We start from the raw sequence: 26,038 nt of genomic DNA, 5'->3' as shown, positions 1-26,038 counted from the left end.
CGTCGTCGAGGGTAAATAGCTACCTGCGACCCGCAAATCTCGCGAACAGACGCGTGACACGGAGAGAGGCGTAAGCGATACAATCTCGAAATATGAGATATCGTCGGGTCGCGCGCTCAGCGGCGGGCGTACCAGAGCGCGAACCCGAGCGCAAGGACGACGAGGCCGCCGAGGAAAAAGGCCAGTCCCGGCGGGAACGCGGGTGTCGTCGACGACGCTGCCGCGGTCGTCTCCGCGGCGGAGGTCGCGAGCTCGGTGCTTCCGCCGTCGCCGGAGGCCGACTGCGCGACGAACGGTATCTCTCCCGTCGCGACGATCTGGACAACGAAGCTGACGGCCGCGAGGATGCCGACGCTCGCCAGCAGGCGCTTGAGCGCCGCCTTCAGACCGGCACTCTCGGACTCGCGTCCGGCGAACACCACCAGCGGCCTATCCGACGGCGCGTACACGTTCATCTCGCGGCCCTTCTCGGAGTAGACGGTGTCGACGACGCCGACGAGGCCGGCGTCCTCCAGTTTCCGGAGGTGGTACTGGACGTTCTGCAGCGAGGAGTCGACGCGCGAGGCGAGTCCCGACGGCGTGTCGGGTTCGTCGTGGAGTTTCGAGAGCAGCGTTCGAGCGGTGTCGGAGGAGAGCGCCGACAGCAGGTCGTCGGCGTCCTCGCTGTCGACGCCGATGACCCGCGGTTCCGCCTCGTCGGCGGCGGCGGTGTCGGGCGTGGAGGGCAACAATCGCGCCATGTCGAGAGAGTATCTCACCGGTGAACAAAACCGTTTTGTCAAGGAATCGCCGCTACCTGCCGCTACTCGCCGTCGCCGACGACGAGAACACGCAGGTCGTTGACGTTCGTTCCGGTCGGACCCGTCTCGACGATAGCGTCGCGGGCGTCAAGGTACGTGAACGCGTCGTTGTCCGCGAGGGCGTCGCGGGCGGCGGCCACGTCGTCGACCGTCCCGGCGTCGACGACGGCCCCTGCGACGTCGGTCCCCCCGTCTCGGCCGTCCGTGTCGACGCTCCCGAGAACGACCTCACGGGACGCTCGCCACGCCGTCGCGAACTCGATCGCGGCCGAGAGCGCGAACTCCTGGTTCGGCCCGCCGGTGCCGTCGCCGCGGACCGTTACTGTCGTCTCGCCGCCCGAGAGCACTACTGCCGGCGGGGACACCGGATTTCCGGTGAAATTTGCTTCTTCGGCGACTGCTACGTGTGTCTTCGCGGCTTCGCGCGATTCGCCTCGAACCCGAGATGAGAGGATACACGCGTCGTACCCTCTCGCTTCCGCTTCGTTTCTGGCGGCGTCGAGAGAAGTGAAGTTGCCCGCGAGCACGACGTTGCGGACGCGGTCGAAGACGGGATCGTCCGGTCGGGGAGTCTCGTCGAGTTCGGCCGCTGCGCCGCGTTCGAGTCGGGTCCTGACGGCTTCGGGCGCGTCGATGTCGTATCGCTCCAGCACGTCGAGCGCGTCGGCGTACGTCGTCTCGTCGGGCGCGGTGGGGCCGCTGGCGATGACGCTCAGGTCGTCGCCGACGACGTCGCTGAGCACGAGTCCGACTACCGTCGCGGGCGCGGCGGCGCGGGCGAGACGGCCGCCCTTGATGGCCGAGAGATGCTTGCGGACGGCGTTCATCTCGTGTATTTCCGCGCCGCTGTCGAGCAGCGCGTCCGTCGTCTCCTTGAGGTCTTCGAGACTCACTCCCTCGGCGGGAGCGGCGAGGAGCGCGCTCCCGCCGCCGGTGACGACGGCGAGCACGAGCGTCCGGTCGTCGGCCGCCTCGGCGAGGTCGAGCAGCCGTCTCGTCCCCTCGACGCCCCGCTCGCTCGGGACCGGGTGGTCGCCGACGGCGACCTCGACCCGGGAGAGTTCGGCGGGGTCGGGGACCACGACGACCCCCTCGGTGAGTCGGTCGCCGAGGCGGTTTTCGAGCGCGCGGGCGACGCCGACGCCCGCCTTGCCGCCGCCGAGGACGAACACGTCGTCGAACTCGCGGAGGTCGTAGCTGTCGTCGGCGATTTTCAGCGACTGGCCGTCGAGCGTCACCGCGTCGGCGACGGCGCGTTCGGGGTTCGCAGCGTCGATACCGGCGTCGAGACAGGCGAGCGCCGTCTCGCGGGCCTCGCTGCCGCCGAGGTCGGCGGCGTTGCGGACGAGAGTCATACCGGAGCGTCGCGCGGGGGTGACAAAAGCGTGGATGACGGTGGGCCACTTTACACGTCGAATCGAGCGGGGGCTTCGTTCAGGACTCCGACAATGATAACAGGGGTGAACTTGTAGCGGTGGTCGATGAGTAACAGAGCGGAGTCCGCCCCCGACGAGGGACGCGTGCGCGTCGTCGGTACCGCGCACGTCTCCGCCGACAGCGTCCGCGAGGTCGAAGAGACCATCGAGGCCGAGCGACCCGACGTGGTCGCCGTCGAACTCGACGAGGGACGCTACCGGCAGATGCAGGGCGAGACGCCCGACGACCTCGACCCCAGCGAACTGCTGCAGGGGAACACGGTCTTTCAGTTCATCGCCTACTGGATGCTCTCGTACGTGCAGGCACAGATGGGCGACCGATTCGACGTGAAACCGGGCGCGGACATGCTCGCGGCCGTGGAGACGGCCGAGGAACTCGGCATCGACGTGGCGCTCGTCGACCGCGACATCCAGACGACCATCCAGCGGTTCTGGGCGCGGATGGGGTTCGTCGAGAAACTCCGTATGGCGGGCGGCCTCGTCTTCGGCGTCACCGACGCCCGCGTCGTCGGCCTCATGCTCGGCCTCCTGGTCGGTCTGGTCGCTGGACCGTTCATCGCCGTGTTCGGCGGCTTTCTCGGCGTCACCGAGGCCGTGTTCGTCCGGGCGCTGGGGTCGGCCGCGCTGGGTGTCGGCTCCGGTCTCGCTATCTCGTGGGTCGCCTCCTTCGTCGTCGGCGACGGCGACAGCATCGTGGCGGGTCTCGCCGGCGGCCTCGCGCTCGCGCTGCTCGGCGGCGCGACGCTCGGCCTGACGGATCCGTTCGTCCAGTCGACGTTCACGGGGTTCATGATTCAGGTGGGCGGGAGCCTCGCGCTCGGCATCTCCGGCGGCGTCGTGGTCGGCCTGCTCGCCGGCTTCGTCATGGCTGCGACGGGGATGGACCGCGGCGAGGATATCGAGGAACTCGACATGGCTGAACTCACCGACACCGACGTGGTGAGCGTGATGATGGAGGAGTTTCGGGCGTTCAGCCCCGGCGGGGCCGAGGCGCTCATCGACGAGCGTGACGCCTACCTCGCGCACAACATCGTCGCGCTCCGCAGCCGGGGCAAAAGCGTCGTCGCCGTCGTCGGCGCGGGCCACAGAGCGGGTATCGAGAACTACCTCGAACACCCGGAGACGCTGCCGCCGATGGAGTCACTAACGGGCGTCGCCAAGAAGCGCGGCGTCCCGTGGGCGAAGATCGTCGGCGCGCTCGTCTCCGTCGGCTTCGTCGCCTTCTTCGTTCTGCTGGCGATGGCGGGCGTCAGAGACGGCTTCCTGCTTCGGCTGTTCGGCGCGTGGTTCCTCGTCAACGGCATCTTCGCCGGGGGGTTCGCCAAACTGGCGGGCGCGCGCTGGTCGTCGGCGACCGTCGGCGGCCTCGTGGCGTGGATGACCTCGGTCAACCCGCTTCTCGCGCCGGGGTGGTTCACCGGCTACATGGAACTGCGCCACACGGCGGTCAACGTCGCCGACATCGGTCGTCTGAACGAGTTGCTGACCGACGAGGAGACGCCGCTCGGCGAACTGATGGGCCAGATGTTCGACGTGCCGCTGTTTCGGCTCATCATGGTCGTCGCCATGACGAATATCGGCAGCATCGTCGCCAGCCTGCTGTTCGTGACGTACATCCTGCCGCTGTTCGGCGCGGAACTCGGCGGCGCGGAGGCCGTCACGCGGCTGATGGTCCAGGGCGCGCGCAACAGCGCGGAGATACTCTGGGGGATGGTCGCGTGAACCTCACCTTCAGCGGCCGCGAAGTGCGCGATTTGGTCGTCGCGTGGCTCGTTCTCGGTGTCGCCTTCGCGCTGTTTTTCGCTCAGGGCGACCCGTTCAGGCTCCTCGAACAGGGACTCGTCTCCGGACTCGTCGTCAGCCTCCTGACCGCGGGCGTCGGCTTCCTCCTGCACGAACTGGGTCACAAGGTCGTCGCGGTCCACTACGGACAGATTGCGGAGTTCCGCGCCGACTACAGCATGCTGTTTCTGGCGCTTTTGAGCGCGTTCCTCGGGTTCATCTTCGCCGCGCCCGGCGCGGTCCATCACCGCGGGATGCTGACCGAGCGACAGCACGGCCTCATCGCGCTCGCGGGACCGGCCGTCAACGTCGTGCTGGCGCTGGTGTTTCTGCCGTTGGCGCTCGTCGTTCCCGCCGGCGGCTTCCTCGCCGAAATGGCGAACCTCGGCGTCATCATCAACCTCTTCTTGGCCGCGTTCAACATGATTCCGTTCGGGCCGCTCGACGGCCGGAAGGTGTTCGGCTGGAGCAAGATCGTCTACGTCGTCTTCACCGTGCCGACGGCGGGCGTGACGGCGCTGCTGCTCTTCGGGTGAGCAGACCGCGGTACCGCCTCCGGCGAACGACTAAGCGACTCGCGTCCGTCTTCGAAGCTATGGAGAGTATCAACCCGGCGACTGGCGAGCAACTCGCTACCTACGACGACGACGACGAGGCGACCGTCGACGACGCCCTCGACCGAGCGACCGAAACGTTCGCGGAGTGGTGCGACACGAGTTTCGCGCACCGCTGTTCGCTGTTGAAGAAGGCGGGCGAAATACTCCGCGAGAACGCCGACGAGTACGCTGAACTGATGACCGAGGAGATGGGCAAACCCATCGCGCAGGCGCGCTCGGAGGTCGAAAAGTGCGCGTGGGTCTGTGACTACTACGCCGAGACCGCCGAGGAACATCTGCAGGACGAGATTATCGGCACCGAGGCGGACGCGCACGCGTTCGTGAGCTACGAACCGCTCGGACCGGTGCTGGCTATCATGCCGTGGAACTTCCCCTTCTGGCAGGTGTTCCGCTTCGCCGCGCCGGGCCTCGCGGCGGGCAACGTCGGCCTCCTGAAGCACGCCTCGAACGTTCCGGGCTGTGCGGAGGCCATCGAGGAGGTGTTCTCGGAGGCGGGGTTCCCCGACGGCGCGTTCCAGTCGCTTCTCGTCGGCTCGGACCTCGTCGACGGCATCATCGAAGACGACCGACTGGCGGGCGTGACGCTCACCGGCAGCGGTCCCGCCGGAAGCGCTGTCGGATCGGCGGCGGGCGAGAACCTGAAGAAATCCGTACTGGAACTCGGCGGGAGTGACCCGTTCGTCGTCCTCGACGACGCCGACGTGGAGCGCGCGGTGAGAAGCGCCGTCTACGGCCGGGTGCAGAACAACGGCCAGTCCTGCATCGCCGCCAAACGGTTCGTCGTGATGGACGAGGTGTACGACGAGTTCGAGGAACGGTTCGTCGAGGAGATGGAGGCGCTCACCGTCGGCGACCCGAAAGACGAGAGCACGGAGCTCGGCCCGCAGGCCCAGGAGAGCCTGATGGAGAGCCTCCACGAACAGGTCGAGGAGACGGCCGACGCCGGGGCGACGGTGCTCACCGGCGGCGAGCCGATGAACCGCGAGGGCGCGTACTACCCGGCGACGGTTCTGGCCGACATTCCGGACGGGACGCCCGCGTCCCACGACGAGATATTCGGTCCCGTCGCGTCGCTGTGGCGCGTCGACAGCGAGCGGGAGGCCATCGAGCGGGCGAACGACACGCCGTTCGGTCTCGGCGCGAGCGTCTGGACCGGCGACCCCGAGCGGGGCGAGCGGTTCGCGAGGGAGTTCGACGCCGGTTGTTGTTTCGTCAACGAAATCGTCAAATCCGACCCGCGGGTGCCGTTCGGCGGCGTCAAAGATTCCGGATACGGCCGCGAACTCTCCGAACACGGCATCCACGAGTTCGTCAACCGTAAGACGGTCTGGGTCCAGCACGGCGAGTCGAGCACCGGCCTCGGCTCGCTCTCGGAATGAAGGCCGCCGACCTCCTCGTGCGCTGTCTGGAGGCGGAAGGCGTCGACTACGTCTTCGGCGTCCCGGGCGAGGAACTTGAGGACGTGCTGTTCGCGCTCCGGGACTCGTCGATACGGTACATCCCGACCCGCCACGAACAGGGTGCGGCGTTCATGGCCGACGTCCACGGGCGCTTGACCGGCGACGCGGGCGTCTGTCTCGCCACGCTCGGCCCGGGGGCGACGAACCTCATCACGGGCGTCGCCGACGCTCACCTCGACAAGTCGCCGCTGGTCGCCATCACCGGACAGGGCGGCCGCGAGCGACTGCACAAGGAGAGCCACCAGGCGCTCGACGTCGTCCACACGTTCGAGGCCGTCGTGAAGTGGAACACGCAACTGAACGACGCCGAGATAATCAACGAATCCGTTCGAAAGGCGTTCAAACTCGCCGAGTACGAGAAGCCCGGCGCGACGCACCTCGAAATCCCCGAGGACGTCGCCGCCGAGGCCGTCGGATACGAACCGATGGCGGTCCGCGACGAAGTGCGACGCCCCGACCCGGACCGCGAGTCCGTCGAACGGGCGGTGGAGCTCCTCGCCGCCGCCGAACGACCCATCGTGCTTGCAGGCAACGGCGCGGTGCGGGCGAACGCCGCCGACCGTCTCCGCTCGTTCGTCGAATCGACCGACGTCCCCGTCGTCTCGACGTACATGGGGAAAGGCGCGGTGTCGGACCGCAGCGCTCACTCGCTGATGACGCTCGACTCCGGGCCCGACGGCGAGGCGGAGGCGGCGATGGAGCGCGCGGACTGTGTCGTCGCCGTCGGCTACGACATCGCCGAACACGATCCGAAGCGCTGGAACCCGAACGCGGACACGCGAGTCGTCCACGTCGACCACGAACCCGCCGAGGTGTACCAGCACTACAATCCGGACGTGGAGATCGTCGCCGACATCTCGATGGCGCTGAAGCGACTCGAAGAGACGATAGAGGAGACGTGGGGAACGTGGTGCGCCGACGTGCACGAGGACGTACTCACGCACGCGCTGGAGACGCCCGCAGACTCCGACTCGTTCTCCGTCGCGGGCGTGCTTCCGTACCTGCGGGACGCGATGGCCGACGAGGACGTACTCATCTCCGACGTCGGGAGCCACAAGATGGCCATCGCGACGGAGTTTCCCACGTTCGAACCGAACACCTGTCTCATCTCGAACGGCCTCGCGAGCATGGGTATCGGGGTCCCCGGCGGCGTCGCCGCCGACCTGACGCTCGAATCGAACGTCGTCGTCGGCACCGGCGACGGGGGCTTTCTGATGAACGCCGCGGAACTGGAGACGGCGACGCGTCTGGGACTCGGCTTCACCGTGCTGGTGTTCAACGACAACGACTACGGACTCATCTCGGAGAAGCAGCGCGAACACACCGGCGAGGCGTTCGGGACCGGCCTCACGAACCCCGACTTCGTCGCGTTCGCCGAGAGTTTCGGCGTCGACGGGTACCGACCCGACTCGTGGGCGGAGCTGGAGAACGTGCTCGACTCGGTGGTCGACAGCGACGAGATGGCTCTCGTCGAGGTTCCGTTAGGAGGGTGACGCAGTCGGTGCGTCACCGTCTGTAGTCGTGCCCGACGACGAGCGCGAGCACGTTCACACCGAGGAGGGCGACGAGCACCAGCGAGCGGTCGCCGGCGAGTCCATCGACGACGAGCGCGAACTGACAGAACGGTAGTGCGACCGCCAGCCAGAAGGCGACGAAACGTATCGTCGAAGCGACGAGACGTGTCGCCGAAGCGACGACGGTGCGAACCGTGGGGCCGAGCGGAACGTCTGCGGGGCGAGTGATACGGTGGTCGGCAGTTGAAGGCGCACTTGCCATGGACTGCGTTCTATTCGACCACATCGATACGTATATAAGAGACAGTTAGTTCTGAATCGTTCTCGAAAGTTGTCCGTCCCTACCGGATCATGATACTTATTGTCACGCTCGAATTCGGGCGTCTCTCCCCGTACTGGGCCGGATTCGGCGGTTCACGGCCCGAATCGGTGTTTAGGCGGTGCCAACCCCGCTGCGGTCGGCAGTAGGCCTCGACAACCGTCCGAGCGGGCTGTCTTATCAGAAATCGTGATAGGGTGTGGCTCCGTTACGCACGAGTTACCGGTCGCCGGCGGACGACGACCCGCGAGCGGTGGGCTTTTAGACGGTCACCCCGCGGGTTCGCCCATGGGAGACGACGAGGAACTCACGTACTCGGAGGCGGGCGTCGACATCGGGGCGAGCGAAGCGGCGACGGCCGCGCTGGTGTCGGCCGTCGGCGACAGCGAGGGCGATTACGCCGGGCTACTGGACATTGGCGACCGCTACCTCGCGCTGGCGACCGACGGCGTCGGGACGAAACTGCTCGTCGCCGAGGCGCTGTCGGACTACTCGACGGTCGGTATCGACTGCATCGCGATGAACGCGAACGACCTCGTCGCCGCCGGCGTTCGACCGGTCGCGTTCGTCGACTACCTCGCCGTCGACGAACCCGACGAGACGTTCGCCGAACAGGTGGGCGAGGGGCTCGCCGCGGGTGCCGACGAAGCGGAAATCGAACTCGTCGGCGGCGAGACGGCGGTGATGCCCGAGGTCATCAACGGACTCGACCTCGCGGGCACGTGCGCTGGGCTCGCGGCGAAAGACGACATCTTCGACGGACGCGCCGAACCGGGCGACGCGCTCGTCGGCTTTCGATCCTCCGGCATCCACTCGAACGGCCTGACGCTCGCGCGGAAGGCGGCAACGAGAGATCACGGCTACGACGACCCGTTCCCCGGCGACGGCTACGAGACGGTCGGCGAGGCGCTGCTGGAGCCGACGCAACTGTACACCGACCTGCTCGACCCGATGCGCGACCACGGCGTCCGCGGCGCGGCACACGTCACCGGCGGCGGGTGGACGAACCTCGACCGCCTCGGCGACAACCGGTACGTCGTCGACGACGCGTTCGACCCCCAGCCGGTGTTCGAGTTCGTGCAGTCGGCGGGCAACGTCTCCGACGAGGAGATGCACCGGACGTTCAACATGGGAACCGGCTTCGTCGCGGCGCTCGAACCCGAGGATGCTGAAGCGTTGGCTGACGCGGCGGACGGGCACGTAATCGGCCGCGTCGAGGACGGTGAGGGCGTCTCGATTCGCGGGTTGGAGCTGTAGACGCTCGGTCGTAGAGCCGACGCTCGAAGGCGAGTGCGAATGGCGGACAGACGGCGATGGAAGGTTTCGAAAGCGCAGCGGGTTCACCGTGCTCCCGCCTCGGCCACGCTGCGCCGACTCGTCAGATCACGCGGCGAGGTGGTCCCGTCTTCGTACAAAAACGTCCGGAACGGCGAACAGGAAGAGAAGGTGAGAGAAGCGACTACGAGAGCTGTGCGGCCACGTCGGCTTCGGTGATGATACCGACCGTCTCGCCGCCCTCGGTCACCATCACGGCCTTGTAGTGATCCAGGAGGTTTCGAACTTCGTCGACGGTGGCGTCGCGGGCGACCGTCGGGAACGACTCGCTCATCAGTTCGCTCACCGGTTTGTCGCCGACGTTGTCGCCGCCGTGGATGACGTCCGACTGGCTGATAGAGCCGACCGGAATCCCCGACTGGAGGACGGGAAGTTGTGAGTAGGCCTCCTCTTCCATCGCGTCGACGGCCTCCCGGACCGAGGAGTCCGGTTCGACGTGGATGACCGTCTCGTTCATGATGTCGCCGGCACGGAGCACGTCGCCTTCGGCCTCGTCGAGCGCCTCGACGATGCGGCGGAGCGTCGACAGACGCGGGTCGACGTCGCCGCCCTCGATACGAGCGATGAGCGGCTGCGAGACGCCGGCGGCGTCCGCCAGCGCGCTCTGGGTCAACCCGAGCGTGTTCCTGCGTTCGCGCAGGTCCTGCGGCGTCGGAAGTTCCATATCCGCCGATAACCAGCGGTTATTGAAAAGGTTTCGGCTATCCGCGCTGCGGCGCACGGTGCGTCGAACGAGCGAAAAGTCGGATCTGTCGCCGTGTTACTCGTCTTCTTCTTCGGTTTCGACGATCTCGATGACCGACAGCGGCACGTCGCGGAGTGCGCCGCCGACCTCGCTCTTGGCGATGCGGGCGGCGTGCTTCTCGCCGTCGGCGTTGAACACGTCGATTTCGAGGAGGAGTCCGACGAGCGCCGTGTTGGCCGCGATGAACGCGGAGTCGAACGGCTCGCCGCAAGCCGGACACGGCGTCGCACCGACTTCGACTTCGACGTACTCCTTGTTCTGCTGGTTGAGGCGCTTGCCCGCTTCGCTGACGGCGACGCCGATGGCGTCGTCGATATCTTTCACGTCACGTACGAGCCAGGCCGCCTCCATCGCTACGAGGTAGTTGCTCATACCCGTAGGTAGGGGTAGGGGGATTCGTGTCTTGTGATTCGTTCGTGACCGAACGTTCGGCGAGGAGAGCGGTCGAAATCGGGGGAAACATCTCGGCGGATTATCTCCATAAGTTACGTGTGGGACAGCAATTGCTCACCCACAGATTCAGTCGTGGTTGCCAATTAATCCACCGAGGTTGCAGAGAACACAACTACAGATTAATCGCAAGCGGGCGTCGACTTCAGCGGCTGAGAGAACCGAGAAAGTTTATATACGGCCATGGTGGAGCCCGGAGTAGGCAATGTTCGAATCGCTGTCCCGCATCAGCCTGTTCGCCCTGTACCACTTGACGCTCGCGCTAGGCATCGCGCTCTTGCCACTCACGCTCGTGGTTCGGCAGTTCGGCGTCCGTCTCCCGGTCGGCCGCCTCGTCGAAACCGTCGGCACCGCCTACGAGAACGCCGCCGCGACGGAGTAATCCCCGAGTCCATCCCCCGAGAACGCCGCCGTTTCTCCGCGCTCACACGCCCAGCGGCGGCACTCTCTCGGGGGCGAAAATCGACCGCCGCGACGGCGGCAACGAGCGAGTGAAGAGGTGCATTTATCTGCGCGGCCGCGCAAGTGGAGGTAATGCGACCACCGACATCGGATTTCTCCGGGAGCGACAGTCCCCTCGACGGTGACCGTTCGAACGTGTTCGGGCCGGAACTCGGCGAGTTTCCCAACGCCGGGCAGTCGTCGGAACCGCGAGAGGGAGAGATGAAAACCGGAACGACGACCGTCGGCATCAAGACCGACGAGGGCGTCGTTCTCGCGACCGACATGCGCGCCAGCGCCGGCTACATGGTGGCGAGCAAGGACGTCCAGAAGGTCGAGGAGATCCACCCGACGGGCGCGCTCACCATCGCCGGGTCCGTCTCGGCCGCGCAGTCGCTCATCCGCTCGCTGCGCGCGGAGACGCGCCTCTACGAGGCCCGCCGCGGCGAGGAGATGAGCATGACCGCGCTGTCGACGCTCGTCGGCAACTTCCTGCGCTCTGGCGGTTTCATCATCGTCAGCCCCATCCTCGGCGGCGTCGACTCCGACGGGTCGCACATCTACAGCATCGACCCCGCGGGCGGCACCACCGAAGAGGAGTACACCGTCAGCGGTTCCGGTTCGCAGTACGCCCTCGGTGTGCTCGAACAGGAGTACGACGACAGCCTCTCGCTCGACGACGCGAAGAACGTCGCGACGCGGGCCATCAAGAGCGCCGTCGAACGCGACCTCGCCTCCGGCAACGGTATCAACATCGCCGTCGTCACCGAGGAGGGCGTCGACATCGAGCGTCACAAGGACATCGACGCGCTGCTGTAAGCGTCGGGACGTTACTCGTTCGACGCAGCGTTTTCGACCGCCTTCCCCGTCTCCGCGACGAGTTCGTCGAAGTCGGGGTTCTCGCCGTCACGAACCCACCTGTACGTCACGACGCCGTCGGTGTCGACGACGAACACGCTGCGCTGGGCCGCCTCTATCATCCCGTACATGTCGTCGAGTACCACGTCGTAGGCGCGGATGACGGCGTGACGCCAGTCCGACAGCATCGGGAAGTTCAGTTCTTCCTGCTGTATCCAGATGTTCTGCGAGAACGGGAGGTCGACGCTGACGCCGTACACCTGCGCGTCGAGGTCGTCGAACAGTCCCATCGAGTCCCGGAAAGCGCACATCTCCTCGGTACAGCCACTCGTGAACGCCGCCGGGTAGAACGCGGAGAACGGTCGGTCCGTCCGCGACGGCGTCGGAGAACGTGAACTCCTCGAAATCGTTGTACGTCTCACCGCCGGCTTTCGGTACGGTGAAATCAGGGGCTTCGTCTCCGATGTCGACCATACCACGCAGTTGGGTCGACCGATAATCACGGTTCCGCTCGGTTCGGGGTGCTCTACGCCCAGTCGGCGAACGTTCCCTCCAGCAGCGTCTCTTCCTGTGCCTCGATGTACGCCCGCTGCATCCCCGTGATCGCCTCCGCCAGCGACGCGCCGTCGTCGAGTCGCTTTCTGACCTCGCGGCGCTTCCACGTCGCGGGCGTCTCCATCGCGTCGACGCGCCAGCGAAGCGGCACGATGTAGCGCTCGGCCTCCGTCTCCGAGAAGCCCGAGACTTCGAGGCCGTGGCGGGCGTGCGCCAGCAAGTCATCGTACAGTTCGATGGGGTTCGTCGTCTCCTGACCGTCGTTCGTAATCCAGCGCTGTCCGCTGTCGAGGCCCATCCGGGTCGCCGCGGTGAAGTTCTCGCGCGCCAGCTCCCAGTCGAGCGAGATGACGGGGTGTTCCCGGCGCGGGAGCGCCTCCATCAGGCCAGCGAAGGCGGCCTGGAAGGCGATGGAATCTCTTACTGTGGGCTGGGCGGGAATCGGACGGAACTCGATGCGGGCGTTCGCCGCCGACCGCGTCGGGCCGTCGAACACCGGGCGAACCCAGCGCCAGTAGGTGCCGTGTTTCGTCCGCAGCGTCGCGAACGCGTCGTCGAATCGCCCACCCGGTTCGACGGGCATCGGCACGAGCGTCGAGTCGACGACGACTCTGTCGACGGCCTCCTCGACCGAGTCGAGGTCCTCGGGGAACGCTACCTTGTCGTCGCCGTCGTCGTTCAGCACGGACTCGAAGACGGCGATGCGGTGTTCGTCCCACGCGTCGGCGAGAATCGTCTCGGCGTCGACGCCCTCCTCGTAGAGGTCCGGCGGGAAAAAGGGCGAGTTGACGCCCAGCGCCAGAAGCGGTCCGGCGACGCGGAGCGCGTAGTTGTGGTAGACGGGGAGGTCGTCGGCGTGGGCGACCTGGTAGTGCGGTTGGATGGAGGTGATGAGGCTCTCGGGCATCGCGGTGTCGGCGCGAAGGTCGACGTTCGGCGCGTCGACGGCGAAGAAGTCGGCGGACTCCTCCGTGTTCGCCATCGCGTGATACCGAGGCGAGTCGCTCATGTTCGTGGCGATGCGGACGTCGTCGTCGACGACGCTGTCGGCGAGGTAGCTTCGGGCCGTCTCGCCGGTGGGCGGTATCGTCCACATCGCGTCGCTGACGAGGCGCATCCCCTCGGCGGCGGTACAGTCGAGCGCCGCCGCGAGTCGCGCCTGCACCTCCGACTCCTGTGCGCGGATACCGTACGGCCCGAGCGGTTGGGGACTCGTCGACATCTCGGCGTTGTGCAAGCCGAGTTCCTTCTCGAAGCCCATCAGTTCGAGCAATCGCCGCGGGACGCGCATCAGGGCGTTCACGTCGTCGGTCGACTCCGCCCATCGACCGTCGGCGACGGCGTAGAACTCGTATTCGAAGCCGACGATGGACTGGTGGTTGTCGAACGTCCCGGCCGCCAACTCCTCTTTGACGACTTCGCCGTCGGCCGCGGCCTGCGCACGGAACTCGTCGGTGTCGACGTCGAGTACCTCCGACACGCGTTCCGCGAACGTCTTCTCCATACCGCCTCATGCGCGAGGCGCGTCTAAAAGTGCGACGGCCTCGGTCGATTAGTAGGGGCTGTCGACGACGTGCAACTCGTAGTCGGTGATGGGGCTGGCCCACTCTTCGTCGTACGGGAGGTACGTGACGGTGAAGGGCCACGAGGACTCCGCGTCGAGGTTGCTCGTGCTCGCGTAGTTGGAGGTGAGCACCGTCGTCTCGTCGGCGTAGAACTTCGCTTCGGCCTTGAGATAGTCGAACGGCTCCTCGCCGACGTTTCGCACCCTCCCGTTGAGTTCCGCTTCCTCGTCGTCGGCGTCGAGGCTGCTCTCCAGTATCTCGATTCCATCCGGGACGCGCGGGAGCGGTTCGACCTGGAACGCCGCTTCGAGTTCGTGTGAGTCCACGTGCGACCCGTCGTCGTAGTACGGAATGTACGCCTTCCACGTCTCGTCGGGATTGAGGCCGATGAGGTACTCGGTGGCGACGTCGAGCGGATTCTCCTCGTCGTCGAAGAAGCGGGCGGTCACGCGAATGCCGCCCGACGGGGAGGCACCGACGTTCTTCAACTCCGCCAGTACGGCCGCGGATTTTCGGTATTGCTCCTCCGTCGTGACGATCTCGTGCGAGGAGACAATGATGTCGGGGGCGTCGTCGTCGTCGTCGACATCGTCGTCGTCAGTCCCGCCGCTATCGTTGCCCGAGAGGACGTCGATGACGCCCTCTTCGGTCTCCGTCGGCTCGTCGCTGGTCGTGTCGACCGGCCGGGTGTCCTGCGTCGCACAGCCGCAGATTCCCACGAGCGCACCGCTCGAAAGCGCGAGGAACCGCCTCCGATGCATACGTGAGGTAAAGAGCGTTCAGCATAAGAACGCTCCTACTTTCATTCGAGGCGGAATTTTATCGAGGATTATAAAACTCCGTTCGCGACCCGTCGCCCTCCTCGCCACCACAGCCGACGAGACGAGGTAGTTAAGCCGAGAACGCGAGTACCGCTTCACGATGGAGTTTGCGGCGTTCGCAGACCGGATGGAAGCGATCGAGGCGGAGTCGGCGGACCTCGAAATTGTCTCGCTTCTGGCTGAAACGTTCCGCGAGGCGGAGTCCGAACTGCCGGTCGTCGTGCGGTTCGTCCAGGGTCGCGTGTTTCCGGCGTGGCGCTCGGCGACGCTCGACGTCGGCCCGAACCTTTGTTACGAGGCCATCGCCCGCGCCGCCGATCCGAACGTCGACGCCGCGGACGTGGAGGCGAAACTCGCGGAGGTGGGCGAAATCGGGGCCGTCGCCGCCAGTTACGAGTTCGGCAGCCAACGGGGGTTGGCGGCGTTCGGGTCCGACGGCACCGCCGCCCTGACCGTCACCGAGGTGGACGAGACGCTGCGGATCCTCGCGGCGGCGGAAGGGTCGGGCAGCCGAGACCGGAAACTCGACACGCTGTTCGGCCTGTTCAACCGCACGAGCCAGCGAGAGGCGCGCTACCTCGCGCGCATCGTCCTCTCGGAGATGCGCATCGGCGTCGGCGAGGGCGCGGTCAGAGACGCCATCTCGGAGGCGTTCGAGGTACCCACCGAGGCCGTCGAGCGCGCGCTACAGGTGTCGAACGACTACGGTCACGTCGCGGAGATCGCCCGCGACGGCGTCGGCGGCTTGGACGCGATGGGACTCGAAGTCGGCCGGCCCGTGCAGGCGATGCTCGCGCAGGCGGGCACCGTCACCGACGCGCTCGACGAGTGGGAGACGGCCGCCGTCGAGACGAAGTACGACGGCGCGCGGGTGCAGATACACCGCGATTCCGACGGCGTGTCGGTGTTCTCGCGCAATATGGAGGACGTGACCGACGCGCTCCCCGAAATCGTCGAGTTCGTCGAACGGTCGGTCGCCGCCCCCGCGATTCTCGACGGCGAGGTCGTCGCCGTCGACGACGAGGGTGAGCCCTTACCGTTTCAGGAAGTGCTCCGCAGGTTCCGGCGTAAACACGACGTGGCGCGGATGCGCGAGGAGGTGACGCTCTGCCTCCACGCGTTCGACTGTCTGCACGCCGACGGCGACGACCTGCTCGAAGAACCGCTCGTCGACCGGCACGCGCGACTCGCCGACCTCGTCGACGACGCCGACGAGGTCGACGAGTTGGACGGACCGACCGAGTCGGCCGTCTCGACGCTGCTTCGCTCGGACGACGCCGACGAGATAGCGGCCTTCGAGGCCGACGCCCTCGACGCGGGTCACGAGGGAATCATGCTGAAGGACCCCGAGTCGACGTACTCGCCGGGACGACGCGGAAAGCACTGGCTGAAGCGAAAGCCCGACGTGGAGACGCTGGACCTGGTCGTCACGGGCGCGGAGTGGGGCGAGGGTCGGCGCGCGCAGTTCCTCGGGACGTTTCTGCTCTCGGCGCGCGTCGAAGGCGGCGGAGACGGGCGGTTTCGGACCATCGGCAAAGTCGCGACGGGAATCACCGACGAGAAACTCGCCGAGTTGACCGATCGACTCGAACCGGAAATCCTCTCCCAAGAGGGTCGGGAAGTGGACCTTCGGCCCTCGACGGTGTTCGAGGTCGGTTACGAGGAGATTCAGACCTCGCCGACGTACTCCTCCGGCTACGCGCTTCGGTTCCCGCGGTTTCTCTCGGTTCGTGAGGACAAGACGCCGGAGAGCGCGGACTCGCTCTCCCGAGTCGAGCGATTGGCCGAGTCGCCGTAGCGGTCGCAGCCGCCGACTCGAGGACGACTGGACGGCGGACTGCGCTGGACGCTGTCTCAACCGGGAGCGGAGAACGGGCGACCGTTCACAGCGCCTGCGAGGACGGCTGAATTTTATCTCACTAGCCCGCAACCTCAGCGTATGACGATTCGACACGACGGACTCTCCGTCGACTGGTTCGGTTACGCGACGGTCAGAATCGAGACGCCCGAAGGGTTCGTCGCCTATCTCGACCCCGGACGGTACGGCGTCCTCGACGAGTACGATGCGAAGGACGGGGACCTCGTCTGCGTCACGCACATCCACCATTACGACTCCGACGGCATCGAACGCGTCGCCAAACCGGACGCGACGGTCGTCGCCTACGGCGGCATCGACGTCGACGACACCGACCGCGACGTGACGCCGCTCGACCGACTCGACTACGAGGTGGTGACGCTCGGACAGGAGGACCGCTTCTCGGCCGACGGCGCGGACGTGTGGACGCTCCCGGCGTACAACGAACCCGGCGGTCCCCACACCCGCGAGAACGGCGAACCCTACCATCCGGAGGGGTTCGGTGTCGGCTACCTGCTCTCGGTCGGCGGCCGGACGGTGTTCTGGCCGGGCGACTCCGACGTGCTGGAGGGGCACGAACAACTGGAGGTGTCTTTGTTCCTGCCGCCCATCGGCGGGGCGTTCACGATGGACCGCGAGGAGGCGGCCGAACTCGCGGAGACGCTCGACCCGGACCTCGTCCTCCCGATTCACTACGACACGTTCGAGGCGCTGGAGACCGACTCGCGCGCCTTCGCCGCCAACGTCGCCTCGCGCGGCGTTCCGGTCGTCCTCGACGAGCGGTGACCGCGGATGAGAACGCGCATCGACTACGGCCATCTCGACGGGCGTCTGCCGTACTACCGAGTCGGCGACGGTCCGCGACGGCTCGTCGTCTTTCCGGGATTTCGCGACGCGCTCTGGGGACGTGACTCCTCGCGTCTCGTCGGTGAGTATCTCGCGCGGCGCTTCCGCGAGTTCACCGACGAGTACACCGTCTGGGTGCTCAGTCGCCCGCGCGGACTCCCGGCGGGGCACACGACGCGCGACATGGCCGCCGACTACGCGGAGGCGCTCCGAGAGATCGGTTCCGCCTCTATCCTGGGTCGCTCGCTCGGTGGACTCGTCGCCCAGCAGTTCGCCGCCGACTCCCCGGAGTTGACGCGACGGCTCGTCCTCGGGTCCTGTGGCTGCTACGTCGGGCAATCGGGAGCCGAGACGCTCGGCCGGTGGCTCTCGTGGGGCGAGCGGGACGAGTGGCGCGAGATACAGTTCGACGCCGTCGCCGTGACGTACTCCGGTTACCGGTCGATGCTCTACCCGCCCATCCTGGGCGTACTCGACCGGACGGTGCGCCCCCAACCCGTCGTCGGGTCCGACGTGGTCGTCTCCTGTCGGGCGGCTCTGGAACACGACGCGCGGCGGCGACTCGTCGACATCGAAGCCCCGACACTCGTCCTCGGCGGCGCGCACGACCACTTCTACCCGGAGGAGATACTGCGGGAAACCGCGGCCGGAATCCCGAACGCGCGCGTCGCGGTACTCGGCGGCGTCGGCCACGGCGCGTTCGAAGAGCGGAGGGCCTCGGTCGACGCGACGGTGCGAGCGTTTCTCGGCGGTCGGACTGAACCGATGGCGAGACTCGACTGAGGCGGCCCCCTTCACGTGAGTTACTTGTCGTGTGAGCGTCGAATTTCGCGTATGGTCCTCGAATCGTCGACCCCGAACTTCTGTTCGGACTGCGGAGCCTCCCTCTCCGCGAGGGCGTCGTTCTGCTCACAGTGCGGCACGGCAGTCTCCTCCTCGGCCGCGTCGGACGCAGGCTCGACGCTCTCGCCGTTCCGCGAGCGAGTCCGCGAGTACACCGTCCACGGCTGGGAGATCGAACAGGATTACGGCGACCGCGTGGTCGTCAAGAAACGCGGATTCGGGTCGATTCCGGTCCACGTGCTCCTGTTTCTCGTCACCGGCGGCGTCGGCAACGCCGTCTACGCGTGGTACCGCTACTCGCCCGGGGCGTCGCGGGCGGAGCTGCGAGCCGACGGCACCGAGCGATGGGTCGACGGCCGGTCGAAGAGTCGCTCGAATGACGGCGCCGACCTCGCGACGGTGGGCGGCGTCGTCGCGGGTGTACTCCTCGTGTTCCTCTCGTTCGCGGTGTTCGCGAGCGGCACGTTCAGCGTCGGCACGCTCGTGGTCGGCGTGATGTTTCTCCTCGCCGGACTCCTCCTGTTCCCCCCGGTACAGCGCCGGTTGAACAAAGAGCAGTCGCTGACGACGTTCGGTCGGGAACGACGCATCGACACCGAAGCCGCCGACGGGAGCGAGCGCTGTGTCGTCTGCGGCCGGAGCGCCCGCGACGGCGTGACGCGGACGTTCGCCGAGAAGACCTACCTCGCCGGGTTTCCGGTGAAAACCCACGAAGAGGGGTCGAACAGCTACTGTCGCCGGTGTGCGGTCGACGACTCCGCCCCCGAGAGCGTCGAGCGCGAACTGGACGAACTTCGCGAGGCGACCTGAACGGTCACTCCGCCTCGACGCGCTGTGACTGCTTTTCGACGCTATCGTTCCCTCACCTCGACTCCGCGTGGATGAGCCAGACGCCGACGAGGACGAGCGCGCCACCGACGAACGTCGCCGGCGGGAGCGGTTCGTTTAGCAACAGCACTCCGAGGACGACGGCGACGATGGGTTCGACCGTGCTCACGAGGCCGGCACGGGAGGCTCCGATGCGCCGGATCCCGCCGAAGAACGTCACGACCGGGACGACGGTCGCGAGCACGGCGATGCCGACGACCGTCAGCCACCCGGCCGTCGTCGCGGGCAGCGCCAGCGTGTCGGTGACCGTTCCGTAGGTGACGAAGGACACCGCGGCCGCCGGGAGGACGTAGCCCGCAAGCAGGAGGCCGTCGGTGTCGTCGAGCGCGACTCGACTGACGACGATGTAGCCCGAGTAGACCACCGCCGACCCGAGGACGATGGCGACCCCGACTGTCGAGACACCGGCCGGGTCGACGCCCGCGACGAGCGTCACCCCGCCGAGCACGAGCGGGAGGGCGACGAGTCGTCGCCGCGTCAGCGGTTCGCCGAGAAACAGCGCCGAGAGGACGAGCACGAACGCCGGGTACGTGTAGAGCACGAGCGTCGTCACGCCCGCGGTGAGATATTCGAGCCCCCAGAAGAACAGCGCGCTCTGGCCCGTGTACCCCACGAGGCCGAGCGCAATCGCGACGACGAGGAGTCGACCGCGGAGTCGGAGTCGGCCGGGGGCGTCGGTTCGACGGCGACGCGCGGCGAGGACGACCCAGACGAGAAGCGTCGCCAGCGCGAAGCGCAGCGCGAGCACCGACGGGACGTTCAGCCCGGCGGCGAAGGCGAACTCCCCGAGAACCGCCAGCGTGCCGAACCCGAACGCGGAGAAGAGCACCAGCCCCACGCCGACGGTTTCGGCGCGTCGGTCCCGGTCGCTGCGTGAACGCATCGGTTCACAGTTCGTGTGAGTCGACAGAAGCGTCTACCGATACAGCGTCGGTGTGTCGCTTTCTCGATACGTTTTCGTACTGGGGCGAACTGACGTTTCGCCCCGGCACTACCCGCTCACAGGACGCCCATCTCGCCGAGTCGCTCGGGGAGGTAGGTGTCGGTGACGAAGTCCAGCCCCCGCGACGCGAGCGCCTGCTGTTCGGCCTTCTTGCCGATGTCGAGTTGGAGTTCTATCTGCTCGGTCCAGTACTCCGTCTGGAACCGCGGGTCGTCCAACTCGCTTTCGAGCGCGTTGGTGTCCGAGTCCGAGAGCGGGTCCGTCGGCAGGTCGTAGTCGACGATGTCCTGCGGTTGGATGCCGACGAAGTCGGCTTCGGGTGTCGCCAGATACTCCGAGAGGTGCGCGGACTTGATCGAGCCGTAGGCGACGGAGCCGTAGATGCGGTACGACCACGGGTCGCCGTCAGTAAACACCACGACGGGCAAGTCGAGTTCGTCGTGCAGCCGCTTCGTGATGCGCCGCGTCGCGCGGGCGGGTTGACCTTTGAGGTGGACGACCATCGCGCCGTGGTCCTCGTCGAAGCCATTCTCGACGAGTCGGTCGCGCATCCCACCGGTCTCCACGCAGAGGACGAACTCGATGTCGTGGTCGAGAAACTCGATGGTGTCGGGGTTGTTCGGAATCTGGTAGCCGCCTTCACCGACGTCCTCCTGACAGTGGATCTCGCGCTCTCCTCTCCGCGTCTGCTCGCGGATGCGCAGCGGCCCCATCAGCGTCGCCCCCGACTCCTCGGGGCGCATGTGGAAGTCCTCGCGGGTGACCTTCGAGACGATCTCGAGGTCCTCGACCAGCTGGTTCGACTCGTCCTGGTCGTTGAAGCCCGCTTCCTCCGAATCCCACGACTCCGAGAGGTAGTACAACTCACGCAGGGTCGACGAGCGGTCTTCCGCCAACTGCTGGGCGAGGAAGTCGATGGTGTAGACGGCTTTGAGCAGTTTCCGCGCGCCGCGGACGCTGTTGGCGCTGCGGGTGCTGGTTCGGTCGCCGTACACCCAGACGTGGCTGTCCTCGTCGTACTCGATGTTGCTCTTCGTCCGGGTGGGCAGTTGCATCTCCGGAATCTGCCCGCCGGCGAACTGGTCGTAGAACTCCGCCGCGAGGTCGATGAGACGCTCGCGGGCTTTCTCGTCTTGTATCTCCGTGTCTGAACTCATATTATGCGTTCACCGTGAGTCGTTCCGCTTCGACGCCGTCGACGTTGATCTCGAACGATGCATCCGAACCGACCGTGTACGTGAGCGTCGCCGTCTCGCCCGAGGGGACGGACGGCTTCCACTGGACGAACCACTCGTCGTCCAAGTCGACGACGCTCGCCTCGCCGTTGAGCCCCTCCGGTTCGACCGAGACGATGTCGGTGATATCCAACTCTTCGCTTCGGTCGGAGTAGTTGCGGACGCTGAGCGTCACCTCGTCGCCGTCGACGCGGCGTTCGACGCTCACGTTGTTCATGATTCGAGCCATCGCGCCGTCGATGTTCGGGCGTTCTCGTCCCGTCACCTCCGACACTTTGTCGGCCATCTCGGGCAGAATCTTCCCGAGGACGTTCTGTTTCTGCCGGCGCTGCTGCATCGAGCGGCGTTTCTTCAGGTACGATTTCAGTTCGCGGGCGGCCTCGCGGATGGCGAGTTCTATCTCGTCTTCGATGGCCGGGATGTTCGCCAGCGCGTCCTTCGACTCGCTCGTGAAGGGGACGTTCGTCGACGCGACGTGGACCATGATGACCGCGGGGCCGTTCGGCATCCCGCTGCCGCCGGGCTGGTCCAGTCCGTAGTTACGCCAGCCGATACCCTTGACCACGTCCGTCGTCGCGCACGCTCCCCGCTGGTAGACCAGCGGGACGCGGTTGGCGAAGCGCAGCAGGTCGACGCGTCCCTCGGCGGCGAGTTCGCCGCCGTAGGCGATACCGGCCTCGACGATGAACGGGTCGCCGCCGTGGACCTCCGCGTCGCGCGTCGCCGCCGCGTAGAAGTCGGCGTCGTACTCCTTTCGGAGCCCGGCTTCGACGAGTTCGGCGGTGATGGGTGAGAGACACTCCGTCGGCGGCGCGAGGATGTCGGTGACGCGCATCGCTTCGAGCAGGTCGCTCGCGGCGTCGCGGTCGTCGGCGACCTCGCGCACCGGCGGCGCGTCGTCGGGGACGGTTCGCATCGACGACCAGAGCGCCTCAGTAATGTTTTCGCGGGCCTTCGCGCCGATAGTCGCGTCGTCGTACTCGACGGTGGCGTCGGCCGCGCCGTCGACGAGCGTTCGAAGTTCTTTCAGCGAGAGGCGGTGTCTGTCGTCGTCGAGTGCGGCGAACTTGCGGGCGAGGCGTTCGGCGAGGCCGTGGACCGTCGCGTCGTCCTTCTGGGTGCTCGTCGCGGAGTCGACGGCGGCGTGGAGGGTGGGTGTCAGCGCCGACTCGGTGCCCTCCTCGGTCTCCTCGTGGCGCCTCAGTTCGGCCCACGCGGCGTCGACGGCGTTCTCTCGCACCGTCTTCCCGAACGTCTTACCGGTCTCCTCCGCCACCGTCTCGGCGACGTTGTCGACGATACCGACGAGTTCGTGGTGACTCGTCCGCTCGCGGGAGGTCAGCACGTCGGCGACGCCGCCGGCGAACTGCGCCGTCGCCTCCGGACCCTTTCCGGAGACGGCGTCGGCGATGGCGGCTTCGAGTTCGTCGGCGTCGGCGACGGCGGGCCACGACATCTCGCGGCCGAAGTGGTTGTCACGGAAGTTGTCCAGCACTTTCCTCGCCGTTTTCTGCCCGACGCGGGTGAACTCCTCCTGGAGGAAGCCCGAAATCGAGTACGAGTCCGTCGCACCGAGCATCTTCAGGAGCGTCCCGAGTTCGACGCCGTGGGGGTGCGGACGAATCTCCTCGGTCTTGGCGGGCAGTTGGTCGGTCGCGCGCTCGAATTTGAGGGGCGCGTCGAGTCCCGGTTCACGGAGTTCGAAGCGCGCGTGGGGGTTGACGACCGCCGTGTGCTTGATGTAGTCGTGCAGTTGCTGGCGCGCGCGCATGTTCGCCTCCATCTCCAGTTCGATGCGCGTGCCGTGCGGGCGGTCCCACGACGTCTCGCGGGATTCGCGAATCTCGGGGTCGTTCTTGTCGGTGTCGACGACGAGTTCGAAGTACTGCGCCTCGGCGTTGCCTTGGGTTCTGGAGGTGATTTTGGCGGGTTTCCCGCTCGTCAACTGCGAGTAGAGGACGGCCGCGGAGATACCGATACCCTGCTGCCCGCGCGACTGTTCGCGGGCGTGGAACCGAGAGCCGTAGAGCAGTTTCCCGAACACCTTCGGGACCTGCTCTTTGGTGATGCCCGGGCCGTTGTCCTCGACGACGAGGCGGTAGTAGTCGCCGGCTTCGGCGATTTCGACGTAGATATCGGGGGCGATTTCGGCTTCTTCGGTGGCGTCGAGGGCGTTGTCGACGGCCTCCTTGACGGCGGTGACCAGCCCTCTGGCCCCGCTGTCGAAGCCGAGCATGTGTTTGTTCTTCTCGAAGAACTCGGCGATGGAGATCGCCCGCTGGTTCTCGGCCAGCTCGTCGGCGATTCCCGCCTCGTCGCCGAGTGTCGACTGAAACGAGGTCATTCTGTGAACGCTGATATCAACGGGACGCTTAAAACGTGTTCGGGACCGGGGTGAAAGTGAAAAGCGCGGTGAGGGAGGCGTTCACACACACACAAATGTTGCTCTCGTAAACACTCACGTTCGTGAGAGTAGTACAATTCCCGAAGAGTCCGGTCGTCACGGGTCCACCCCCAGGGGTTCGGTGGTCGAAACACCCCTCTACGGGCCTACGTGAGACCACTTCGAACGCCCGAGAGATGCGGGCGTTTCGAGCATCCTCTCACCCGAAAACGATTCGAGGGCGACCATCCGTATCGACGCGTCGAACCCGACGCGGAGGCGACGAATGGAGACGCCCCGTCGAGGAACTGCGTGTCCGAACTCAGGGGTTGATTCAGCCTCTGTGGTTCATTTGGTGTTTGCGCGCCCGCGCGTGCGAGGGCTTTAAGGAGGGCGGTATCTTAGCTGAGATAGATTCTATGTCCCAAGACAGCGAGTACGGCGCCGGGCAGATCCAGGTCCTCGAGGGCCTGCAAGCCGTCCGGAAACGTCCGGCGATGTACATCGGTTCTACAGACGTTCGTGGACTGCATCATCTCGTCTACGAAGTCGTCGACAACTCCATCGACGAGGCCCTCGCAGGCCACTGTGACACCATCGAGGTGACGATTCACGAGGACAACTCCGTCTCCGTCTCCGATAACGGCCGGGGCATCCCGGTCGACACCCACGAACAGTACGAGCGTCCGGCGGTCGAGGTCATCATGACCGTCCTCCACGCCGGCGGGAAGTTCGACAACAAATCCTACCAGGTCTCCGGCGGACTGCACGGCGTCGGCGTCTCCGTCGTCAACGCGCTCTCGCACTCGCTGGAGGTCGAGATCAAGCGCGACGGCGGCGTCTTCCGCCACCGCTTCGACCACGGCGAACCCGAGGAAGGCGAGTTCGAGCGCGTCCGCGACCTCGAAGCCGACGAGACCACCGGAACGACGATTCAGTTCTGGCCCGACTCCGACATCTTCGAGACGACGGAGTTCGACTTCTCGACGCTCGCCACCCGCCTCCGCGAACTCGCCTTCCTGAACTCCGGCGTCGAGATCACGCTCACCGACGAGCGCTCGGGCGACTCGGAGACGTTCTACTACGACGGCGGCATCCGCGAGTTCGTCGAGTACCTCAACGAGACGAAGACCGCGCTCCACGACGACGTCGTGTACTTCGACGACGAGGACCAGAACATCCAGGTCGAACTCGCCATGCAGGCGACCGACGAACTGCAGGGCTCCATCCACGCCTTCGCCAACAACATCAACACCCGCGAGGGCGGCACACACCTGACCGGGTTCAAGACTGCGCTCACCCGCGTCGTCAACGACTACGCGAACCAGCAGGGGCTCATCGACGACTTGGACGACAACCTCCGCGGCGAGGACGTCCGCGAAGGGCTCACCGCGGTCATCTCGATCAAGCACCCAGACCCGCAGTTCGAGGGCCAGACCAAGACCAAGTTGGGCAACTCCGAAGTCCGCGGTATCGTCGAGAGCGCGACGCACAAACGCCTCTCGACGTACTTCGAGGAGAACCCGGCCACGGCACAGGCGATAATCCGCAAAGCCGCCGAAGCAGCGAAAGCGCGAAAGGCCGCCAAGAAGGCCGAGGAACTGACGCGCCGCAAGAGCGCGCTCGAATCGACGGCGCTCCCCGGCAAACTCGCCGACTGCCAGACGCGCGAGCCCAGCGAGTCCGAACTGTTCCTCGTGGAGGGCGACTCCGCGGGCGGCAGTGCGAAGCAGGGCCGCGACCGGCACAATCAGGCGATTCTCCCGCTCCGCGGGAAGATTCTCAACGTCGAAAAACACCGGCTGGACCGGATTCTGGAGAACAACGAGGTGCGCGCGCTCATCACGGCCATCGGCGCGGGTATCGGCGAGGAGTTCGACATCGAGAACGCTCGCTACCACAAGGTCATCCTGATGACCGACGCCGACGTCGACGGCGCGCACATCCGGACGCTGCTGTTGACGCTTCTGTACCGCCACATGAAGCCGCTTCTGGAGGCGGGCTACGTCTACGCGGCACAGCCACCGCTGTACCGCATCCGCTACCGCGGCGAGACGTACGACGCGATGACGGAGGAAGAACGCGAGCGCATCATCGAGGAGAAGTGCAACGGCAATCCGACGCGCATCCAGCGGTTCAAGGGGCTCGGCGAGATGAACCCCGAGCAACTGTGGGAGACGACGATGGACCCCGACAACCGCATCCTCAAGCAGATAACCATCGAAGACGCCGCCCAAGCAGACCGCATGTTCAACGTGCTGATGGGCGACGCCGTCGAACCGCGGAAACAGTTCATCAAGGAACACGCCACCGACGCCGAGTGGGTGGACATCTAAACAAACACATC

At 66.3% G+C, this 26,038-nt stretch carries 23 protein-coding genes; 12 read left to right on the top strand and 11 right to left on the bottom strand.

Annotated features, from left to right (window positions below):
* Positions 1 to 116 precede the first annotated feature (116 nt).
* Positions 117 to 740 carry an ArsR/SmtB family transcription factor gene (locus tag LAQ74_RS06020; RefSeq protein WP_224336074.1) on the bottom strand — a complete coding sequence of 208 codons (624 nt, stop codon included), beginning with the start codon at positions 738 to 740 and terminating at the stop codon, positions 117 to 119.
* 62 nt (positions 741 to 802) lie between these two features.
* The gene (locus LAQ74_RS06015) at positions 803 to 2,155 is read right to left on the bottom strand and encodes a glycerate kinase type-2 family protein (RefSeq protein ID WP_224336072.1); all 1,353 of its coding nucleotides are present in this window, start codon (positions 2,153 to 2,155) and stop codon (positions 803 to 805) included.
* Between the two features lie 126 nt (positions 2,156 to 2,281).
* Between LAQ74_RS06015 and LAQ74_RS06010 the strand changes: the two genes are divergently transcribed.
* Genes LAQ74_RS06010 through LAQ74_RS05995 form a run of 4 tightly spaced genes read left to right on the top strand, consistent with a single transcriptional unit; the run spans position 2,282 to position 7,588 of the window.
* Positions 2,282 to 3,958, top strand: a complete 1,677-nt coding sequence (locus LAQ74_RS06010) for a TraB/GumN family protein (protein ID WP_224336069.1) — start codon at positions 2,282 to 2,284, stop codon at positions 3,956 to 3,958.
* Positions 3,955 to 4,554: a zinc metalloprotease gene (locus tag LAQ74_RS06005; protein ID WP_224336067.1), complete on the top strand. Its 600-nt coding sequence runs from the start codon at positions 3,955 to 3,957 to the stop codon at positions 4,552 to 4,554. Before LAQ74_RS06010 ends, LAQ74_RS06005 begins: the two co-directional genes overlap by 4 nt.
* 59 nt (positions 4,555 to 4,613) lie before the next feature.
* Positions 4,614 to 6,014, top strand: coding sequence for an NAD-dependent succinate-semialdehyde dehydrogenase (locus LAQ74_RS06000; RefSeq protein ID WP_224336065.1), 1,401 nt, complete (start codon positions 4,614 to 4,616; stop codon positions 6,012 to 6,014).
* The gene (locus LAQ74_RS05995) at positions 6,011 to 7,588 is read left to right on the top strand and encodes an acetolactate synthase large subunit (RefSeq protein ID WP_224336063.1); all 1,578 of its coding nucleotides are present in this window, start codon (positions 6,011 to 6,013) and stop codon (positions 7,586 to 7,588) included. The genes LAQ74_RS06000 and LAQ74_RS05995 overlap by 4 nt, the downstream gene beginning before the upstream one ends.
* A gap of 13 nt (positions 7,589 to 7,601) precedes the next feature.
* On the opposite strand, the gene LAQ74_RS05990 is transcribed toward LAQ74_RS05995, so the two are convergent.
* Positions 7,602 to 7,871 (bottom strand): DUF8028 family protein, encoded by a 270-nt coding sequence (locus LAQ74_RS05990; protein WP_224336061.1) that lies wholly within the window; start codon positions 7,869 to 7,871, stop codon positions 7,602 to 7,604.
* Positions 7,872 to 8,216: 345 nt separating this feature from the next.
* Here LAQ74_RS05990 and purM point away from each other — a divergent pair, with 345 nt between their 5' ends.
* On the top strand, positions 8,217 to 9,185 hold the full coding sequence (gene purM / locus LAQ74_RS05985) for a phosphoribosylformylglycinamidine cyclo-ligase (RefSeq protein WP_224336059.1): 969 nt from the start codon (positions 8,217 to 8,219) through the stop codon (positions 9,183 to 9,185).
* 202 nt (positions 9,186 to 9,387) lie between these two features.
* Here purM and LAQ74_RS05980 read toward each other — a convergent pair whose 3' ends face one another.
* A complete protein-coding gene (locus LAQ74_RS05980) occupies positions 9,388 to 9,927 on the bottom strand; it encodes a CBS domain-containing protein (RefSeq protein ID WP_224336057.1) in 540 nt (179 codons plus the stop codon).
* Positions 9,928 to 10,023: 96 nt separating this feature from the next.
* Positions 10,024 to 10,380, bottom strand: a complete 357-nt coding sequence (locus tag LAQ74_RS05975) for a DUF555 domain-containing protein (RefSeq protein WP_224336048.1) — start codon at positions 10,378 to 10,380, stop codon at positions 10,024 to 10,026.
* Between the two features lie 283 nt (positions 10,381 to 10,663).
* Here LAQ74_RS05975 and LAQ74_RS05970 point away from each other — a divergent pair, with 283 nt between their 5' ends.
* Positions 10,664 to 10,840, top strand: coding sequence for a hypothetical protein (locus tag LAQ74_RS05970; RefSeq protein WP_224336046.1), 177 nt, complete (start codon positions 10,664 to 10,666; stop codon positions 10,838 to 10,840).
* Between the two features lie 152 nt (positions 10,841 to 10,992).
* Positions 10,993 to 11,718 carry an archaeal proteasome endopeptidase complex subunit beta gene (gene psmB / locus LAQ74_RS05965; RefSeq protein ID WP_224336044.1) on the top strand — a complete coding sequence of 242 codons (726 nt, stop codon included), beginning with the start codon at positions 10,993 to 10,995 and terminating at the stop codon, positions 11,716 to 11,718.
* Between the two features lie 11 nt (positions 11,719 to 11,729).
* Here the strand turns inward: psmB and LAQ74_RS20480 are convergent, their stop codons facing one another.
* The 3 genes from LAQ74_RS20480 to LAQ74_RS05950 all read right to left on the bottom strand — a co-directional run bounded on the left by LAQ74_RS20480 (position 11,730) and on the right by LAQ74_RS05950 (position 14,638).
* Positions 11,730 to 12,047 carry a redoxin domain-containing protein gene (locus LAQ74_RS20480; RefSeq protein ID WP_317987385.1) on the bottom strand — a complete coding sequence of 106 codons (318 nt, stop codon included), beginning with the start codon at positions 12,045 to 12,047 and terminating at the stop codon, positions 11,730 to 11,732.
* Positions 12,048 to 12,283: 236 nt separating this feature from the next.
* Complete coding sequence (locus LAQ74_RS05955; protein ID WP_224336042.1) at positions 12,284 to 13,816, bottom strand: glutamate-cysteine ligase family protein; 1,533 nt, start codon at positions 13,814 to 13,816, stop codon at positions 12,284 to 12,286.
* A gap of 48 nt (positions 13,817 to 13,864) precedes the next feature.
* On the bottom strand, positions 13,865 to 14,638 hold the full coding sequence (locus LAQ74_RS05950; protein ID WP_224336040.1) for an FxLYD domain-containing protein: 774 nt from the start codon (positions 14,636 to 14,638) through the stop codon (positions 13,865 to 13,867).
* Positions 14,639 to 14,798: 160 nt separating this feature from the next.
* On the opposite strand from LAQ74_RS05950, the gene ligA reads away from it, so the two are divergent.
* The 4 genes from ligA to LAQ74_RS05930 all read left to right on the top strand — a co-directional run bounded on the left by ligA (position 14,799) and on the right by LAQ74_RS05930 (position 19,052).
* A complete protein-coding gene (gene ligA / locus LAQ74_RS05945) occupies positions 14,799 to 16,496 on the top strand; it encodes an ATP-dependent DNA ligase LigA (protein WP_224336038.1) in 1,698 nt (565 codons plus the stop codon).
* A gap of 141 nt (positions 16,497 to 16,637) precedes the next feature.
* On the top strand, positions 16,638 to 17,339 hold the full coding sequence (locus LAQ74_RS05940; protein ID WP_224336036.1) for an MBL fold metallo-hydrolase: 702 nt from the start codon (positions 16,638 to 16,640) through the stop codon (positions 17,337 to 17,339).
* Positions 17,340 to 17,345: 6 nt separating this feature from the next.
* Positions 17,346 to 18,182, top strand: coding sequence for an alpha/beta fold hydrolase (locus tag LAQ74_RS05935; protein ID WP_224336034.1), 837 nt, complete (start codon positions 17,346 to 17,348; stop codon positions 18,180 to 18,182).
* Between the two features lie 51 nt (positions 18,183 to 18,233).
* The gene (locus LAQ74_RS05930; RefSeq protein WP_224336032.1) at positions 18,234 to 19,052 is read left to right on the top strand and encodes a zinc ribbon domain-containing protein; all 819 of its coding nucleotides are present in this window, start codon (positions 18,234 to 18,236) and stop codon (positions 19,050 to 19,052) included.
* Positions 19,053 to 19,104: 52 nt separating this feature from the next.
* On the opposite strand, the gene LAQ74_RS05925 is transcribed toward LAQ74_RS05930, so the two are convergent.
* The 3 genes from LAQ74_RS05925 to LAQ74_RS05915 all read right to left on the bottom strand — a co-directional run bounded on the left by LAQ74_RS05925 (position 19,105) and on the right by LAQ74_RS05915 (position 23,652).
* Entirely contained in the window at positions 19,105 to 20,013 is a 909-nt protein-coding gene (locus LAQ74_RS05925; protein WP_224336030.1) for a DMT family transporter, read from the bottom strand.
* A gap of 116 nt (positions 20,014 to 20,129) precedes the next feature.
* Positions 20,130 to 21,230 carry a DNA topoisomerase IV subunit A gene (locus tag LAQ74_RS05920; protein ID WP_224336028.1) on the bottom strand — a complete coding sequence of 367 codons (1,101 nt, stop codon included), beginning with the start codon at positions 21,228 to 21,230 and terminating at the stop codon, positions 20,130 to 20,132.
* Position 21,231: 1 nt separating this feature from the next.
* On the bottom strand, positions 21,232 to 23,652 hold the full coding sequence (locus tag LAQ74_RS05915; RefSeq protein WP_224336026.1) for a DNA topoisomerase VI subunit B: 2,421 nt from the start codon (positions 23,650 to 23,652) through the stop codon (positions 21,232 to 21,234).
* A 458-nt stretch (positions 23,653 to 24,110) separates the two neighbouring features.
* Here LAQ74_RS05915 and gyrB point away from each other — a divergent pair, with 458 nt between their 5' ends.
* A complete protein-coding gene (gyrB, locus tag LAQ74_RS05910; RefSeq protein ID WP_224336023.1) occupies positions 24,111 to 26,027 on the top strand; it encodes a DNA topoisomerase (ATP-hydrolyzing) subunit B in 1,917 nt (638 codons plus the stop codon).
* Positions 26,028 to 26,038: the final 11 nt, after the last annotated feature.

Source organism: Haloprofundus halobius (assembly GCF_020097835.1).
In the GTDB taxonomy this organism is placed as follows: Archaea; Halobacteriota; Halobacteria; order Halobacteriales; family Haloferacaceae; genus Haloprofundus; species Haloprofundus halobius.
This window is presented reverse-complemented; position numbering and strand designations above follow the sequence as displayed.

What these genes read in the sequence shown, in the direction of transcription:
- LAQ74_RS06020 (WP_224336074.1), bottom strand. Translation starts at nt 740, where the DNA reads ATGGCGCGATTGTTGCCCTCCACGCCCGACACCGCCGCCGCCGACGAG.
- LAQ74_RS06015 (WP_224336072.1), bottom strand. Translation starts at nt 2,155, where the DNA reads ATGACTCTCGTCCGCAACGCCGCCGACCTCGGCGGCAGCGAGGCCCGC.
- LAQ74_RS06010 (WP_224336069.1), top strand. Translation starts at nt 2,282, where the DNA reads ATGAGTAACAGAGCGGAGTCCGCCCCCGACGAGGGACGCGTGCGCGTC.
- LAQ74_RS06000 (WP_224336065.1), top strand. Translation starts at nt 4,614, where the DNA reads ATGGAGAGTATCAACCCGGCGACTGGCGAGCAACTCGCTACCTACGAC.
- LAQ74_RS05995 (WP_224336063.1), top strand. Translation starts at nt 6,011, where the DNA reads ATGAAGGCCGCCGACCTCCTCGTGCGCTGTCTGGAGGCGGAAGGCGTC.
- LAQ74_RS05990 (WP_224336061.1), bottom strand. Translation starts at nt 7,871, where the DNA reads ATGGCAAGTGCGCCTTCAACTGCCGACCACCGTATCACTCGCCCCGCA.
- purM (WP_224336059.1), top strand. Translation starts at nt 8,217, where the DNA reads ATGGGAGACGACGAGGAACTCACGTACTCGGAGGCGGGCGTCGACATC.
- LAQ74_RS05980 (WP_224336057.1), bottom strand. Translation starts at nt 9,927, where the DNA reads ATGGAACTTCCGACGCCGCAGGACCTGCGCGAACGCAGGAACACGCTC.
- LAQ74_RS05975 (WP_224336048.1), bottom strand. Translation starts at nt 10,380, where the DNA reads ATGAGCAACTACCTCGTAGCGATGGAGGCGGCCTGGCTCGTACGTGAC.
- LAQ74_RS05970 (WP_224336046.1), top strand. Translation starts at nt 10,664, where the DNA reads ATGTTCGAATCGCTGTCCCGCATCAGCCTGTTCGCCCTGTACCACTTG.
- psmB (WP_224336044.1), top strand. Translation starts at nt 10,993, where the DNA reads ATGCGACCACCGACATCGGATTTCTCCGGGAGCGACAGTCCCCTCGAC.
- LAQ74_RS20480 (WP_317987385.1), bottom strand. Translation starts at nt 12,047, where the DNA reads ATGGGACTGTTCGACGACCTCGACGCGCAGGTGTACGGCGTCAGCGTC.
- LAQ74_RS05955 (WP_224336042.1), bottom strand. Translation starts at nt 13,816, where the DNA reads ATGGAGAAGACGTTCGCGGAACGCGTGTCGGAGGTACTCGACGTCGAC.
- LAQ74_RS05950 (WP_224336040.1), bottom strand. Translation starts at nt 14,638, where the DNA reads ATGCATCGGAGGCGGTTCCTCGCGCTTTCGAGCGGTGCGCTCGTGGGA.
- ligA (WP_224336038.1), top strand. Translation starts at nt 14,799, where the DNA reads ATGGAGTTTGCGGCGTTCGCAGACCGGATGGAAGCGATCGAGGCGGAG.
- LAQ74_RS05940 (WP_224336036.1), top strand. Translation starts at nt 16,638, where the DNA reads ATGACGATTCGACACGACGGACTCTCCGTCGACTGGTTCGGTTACGCG.
- LAQ74_RS05935 (WP_224336034.1), top strand. Translation starts at nt 17,346, where the DNA reads ATGAGAACGCGCATCGACTACGGCCATCTCGACGGGCGTCTGCCGTAC.
- LAQ74_RS05930 (WP_224336032.1), top strand. Translation starts at nt 18,234, where the DNA reads ATGGTCCTCGAATCGTCGACCCCGAACTTCTGTTCGGACTGCGGAGCC.
- LAQ74_RS05925 (WP_224336030.1), bottom strand. Translation starts at nt 20,013, where the DNA reads ATGCGTTCACGCAGCGACCGGGACCGACGCGCCGAAACCGTCGGCGTG.
- LAQ74_RS05920 (WP_224336028.1), bottom strand. Translation starts at nt 21,230, where the DNA reads ATGAGTTCAGACACGGAGATACAAGACGAGAAAGCCCGCGAGCGTCTC.
- LAQ74_RS05915 (WP_224336026.1), bottom strand. Translation starts at nt 23,652, where the DNA reads ATGACCTCGTTTCAGTCGACACTCGGCGACGAGGCGGGAATCGCCGAC.
- gyrB (WP_224336023.1), top strand. Translation starts at nt 24,111, where the DNA reads ATGTCCCAAGACAGCGAGTACGGCGCCGGGCAGATCCAGGTCCTCGAG.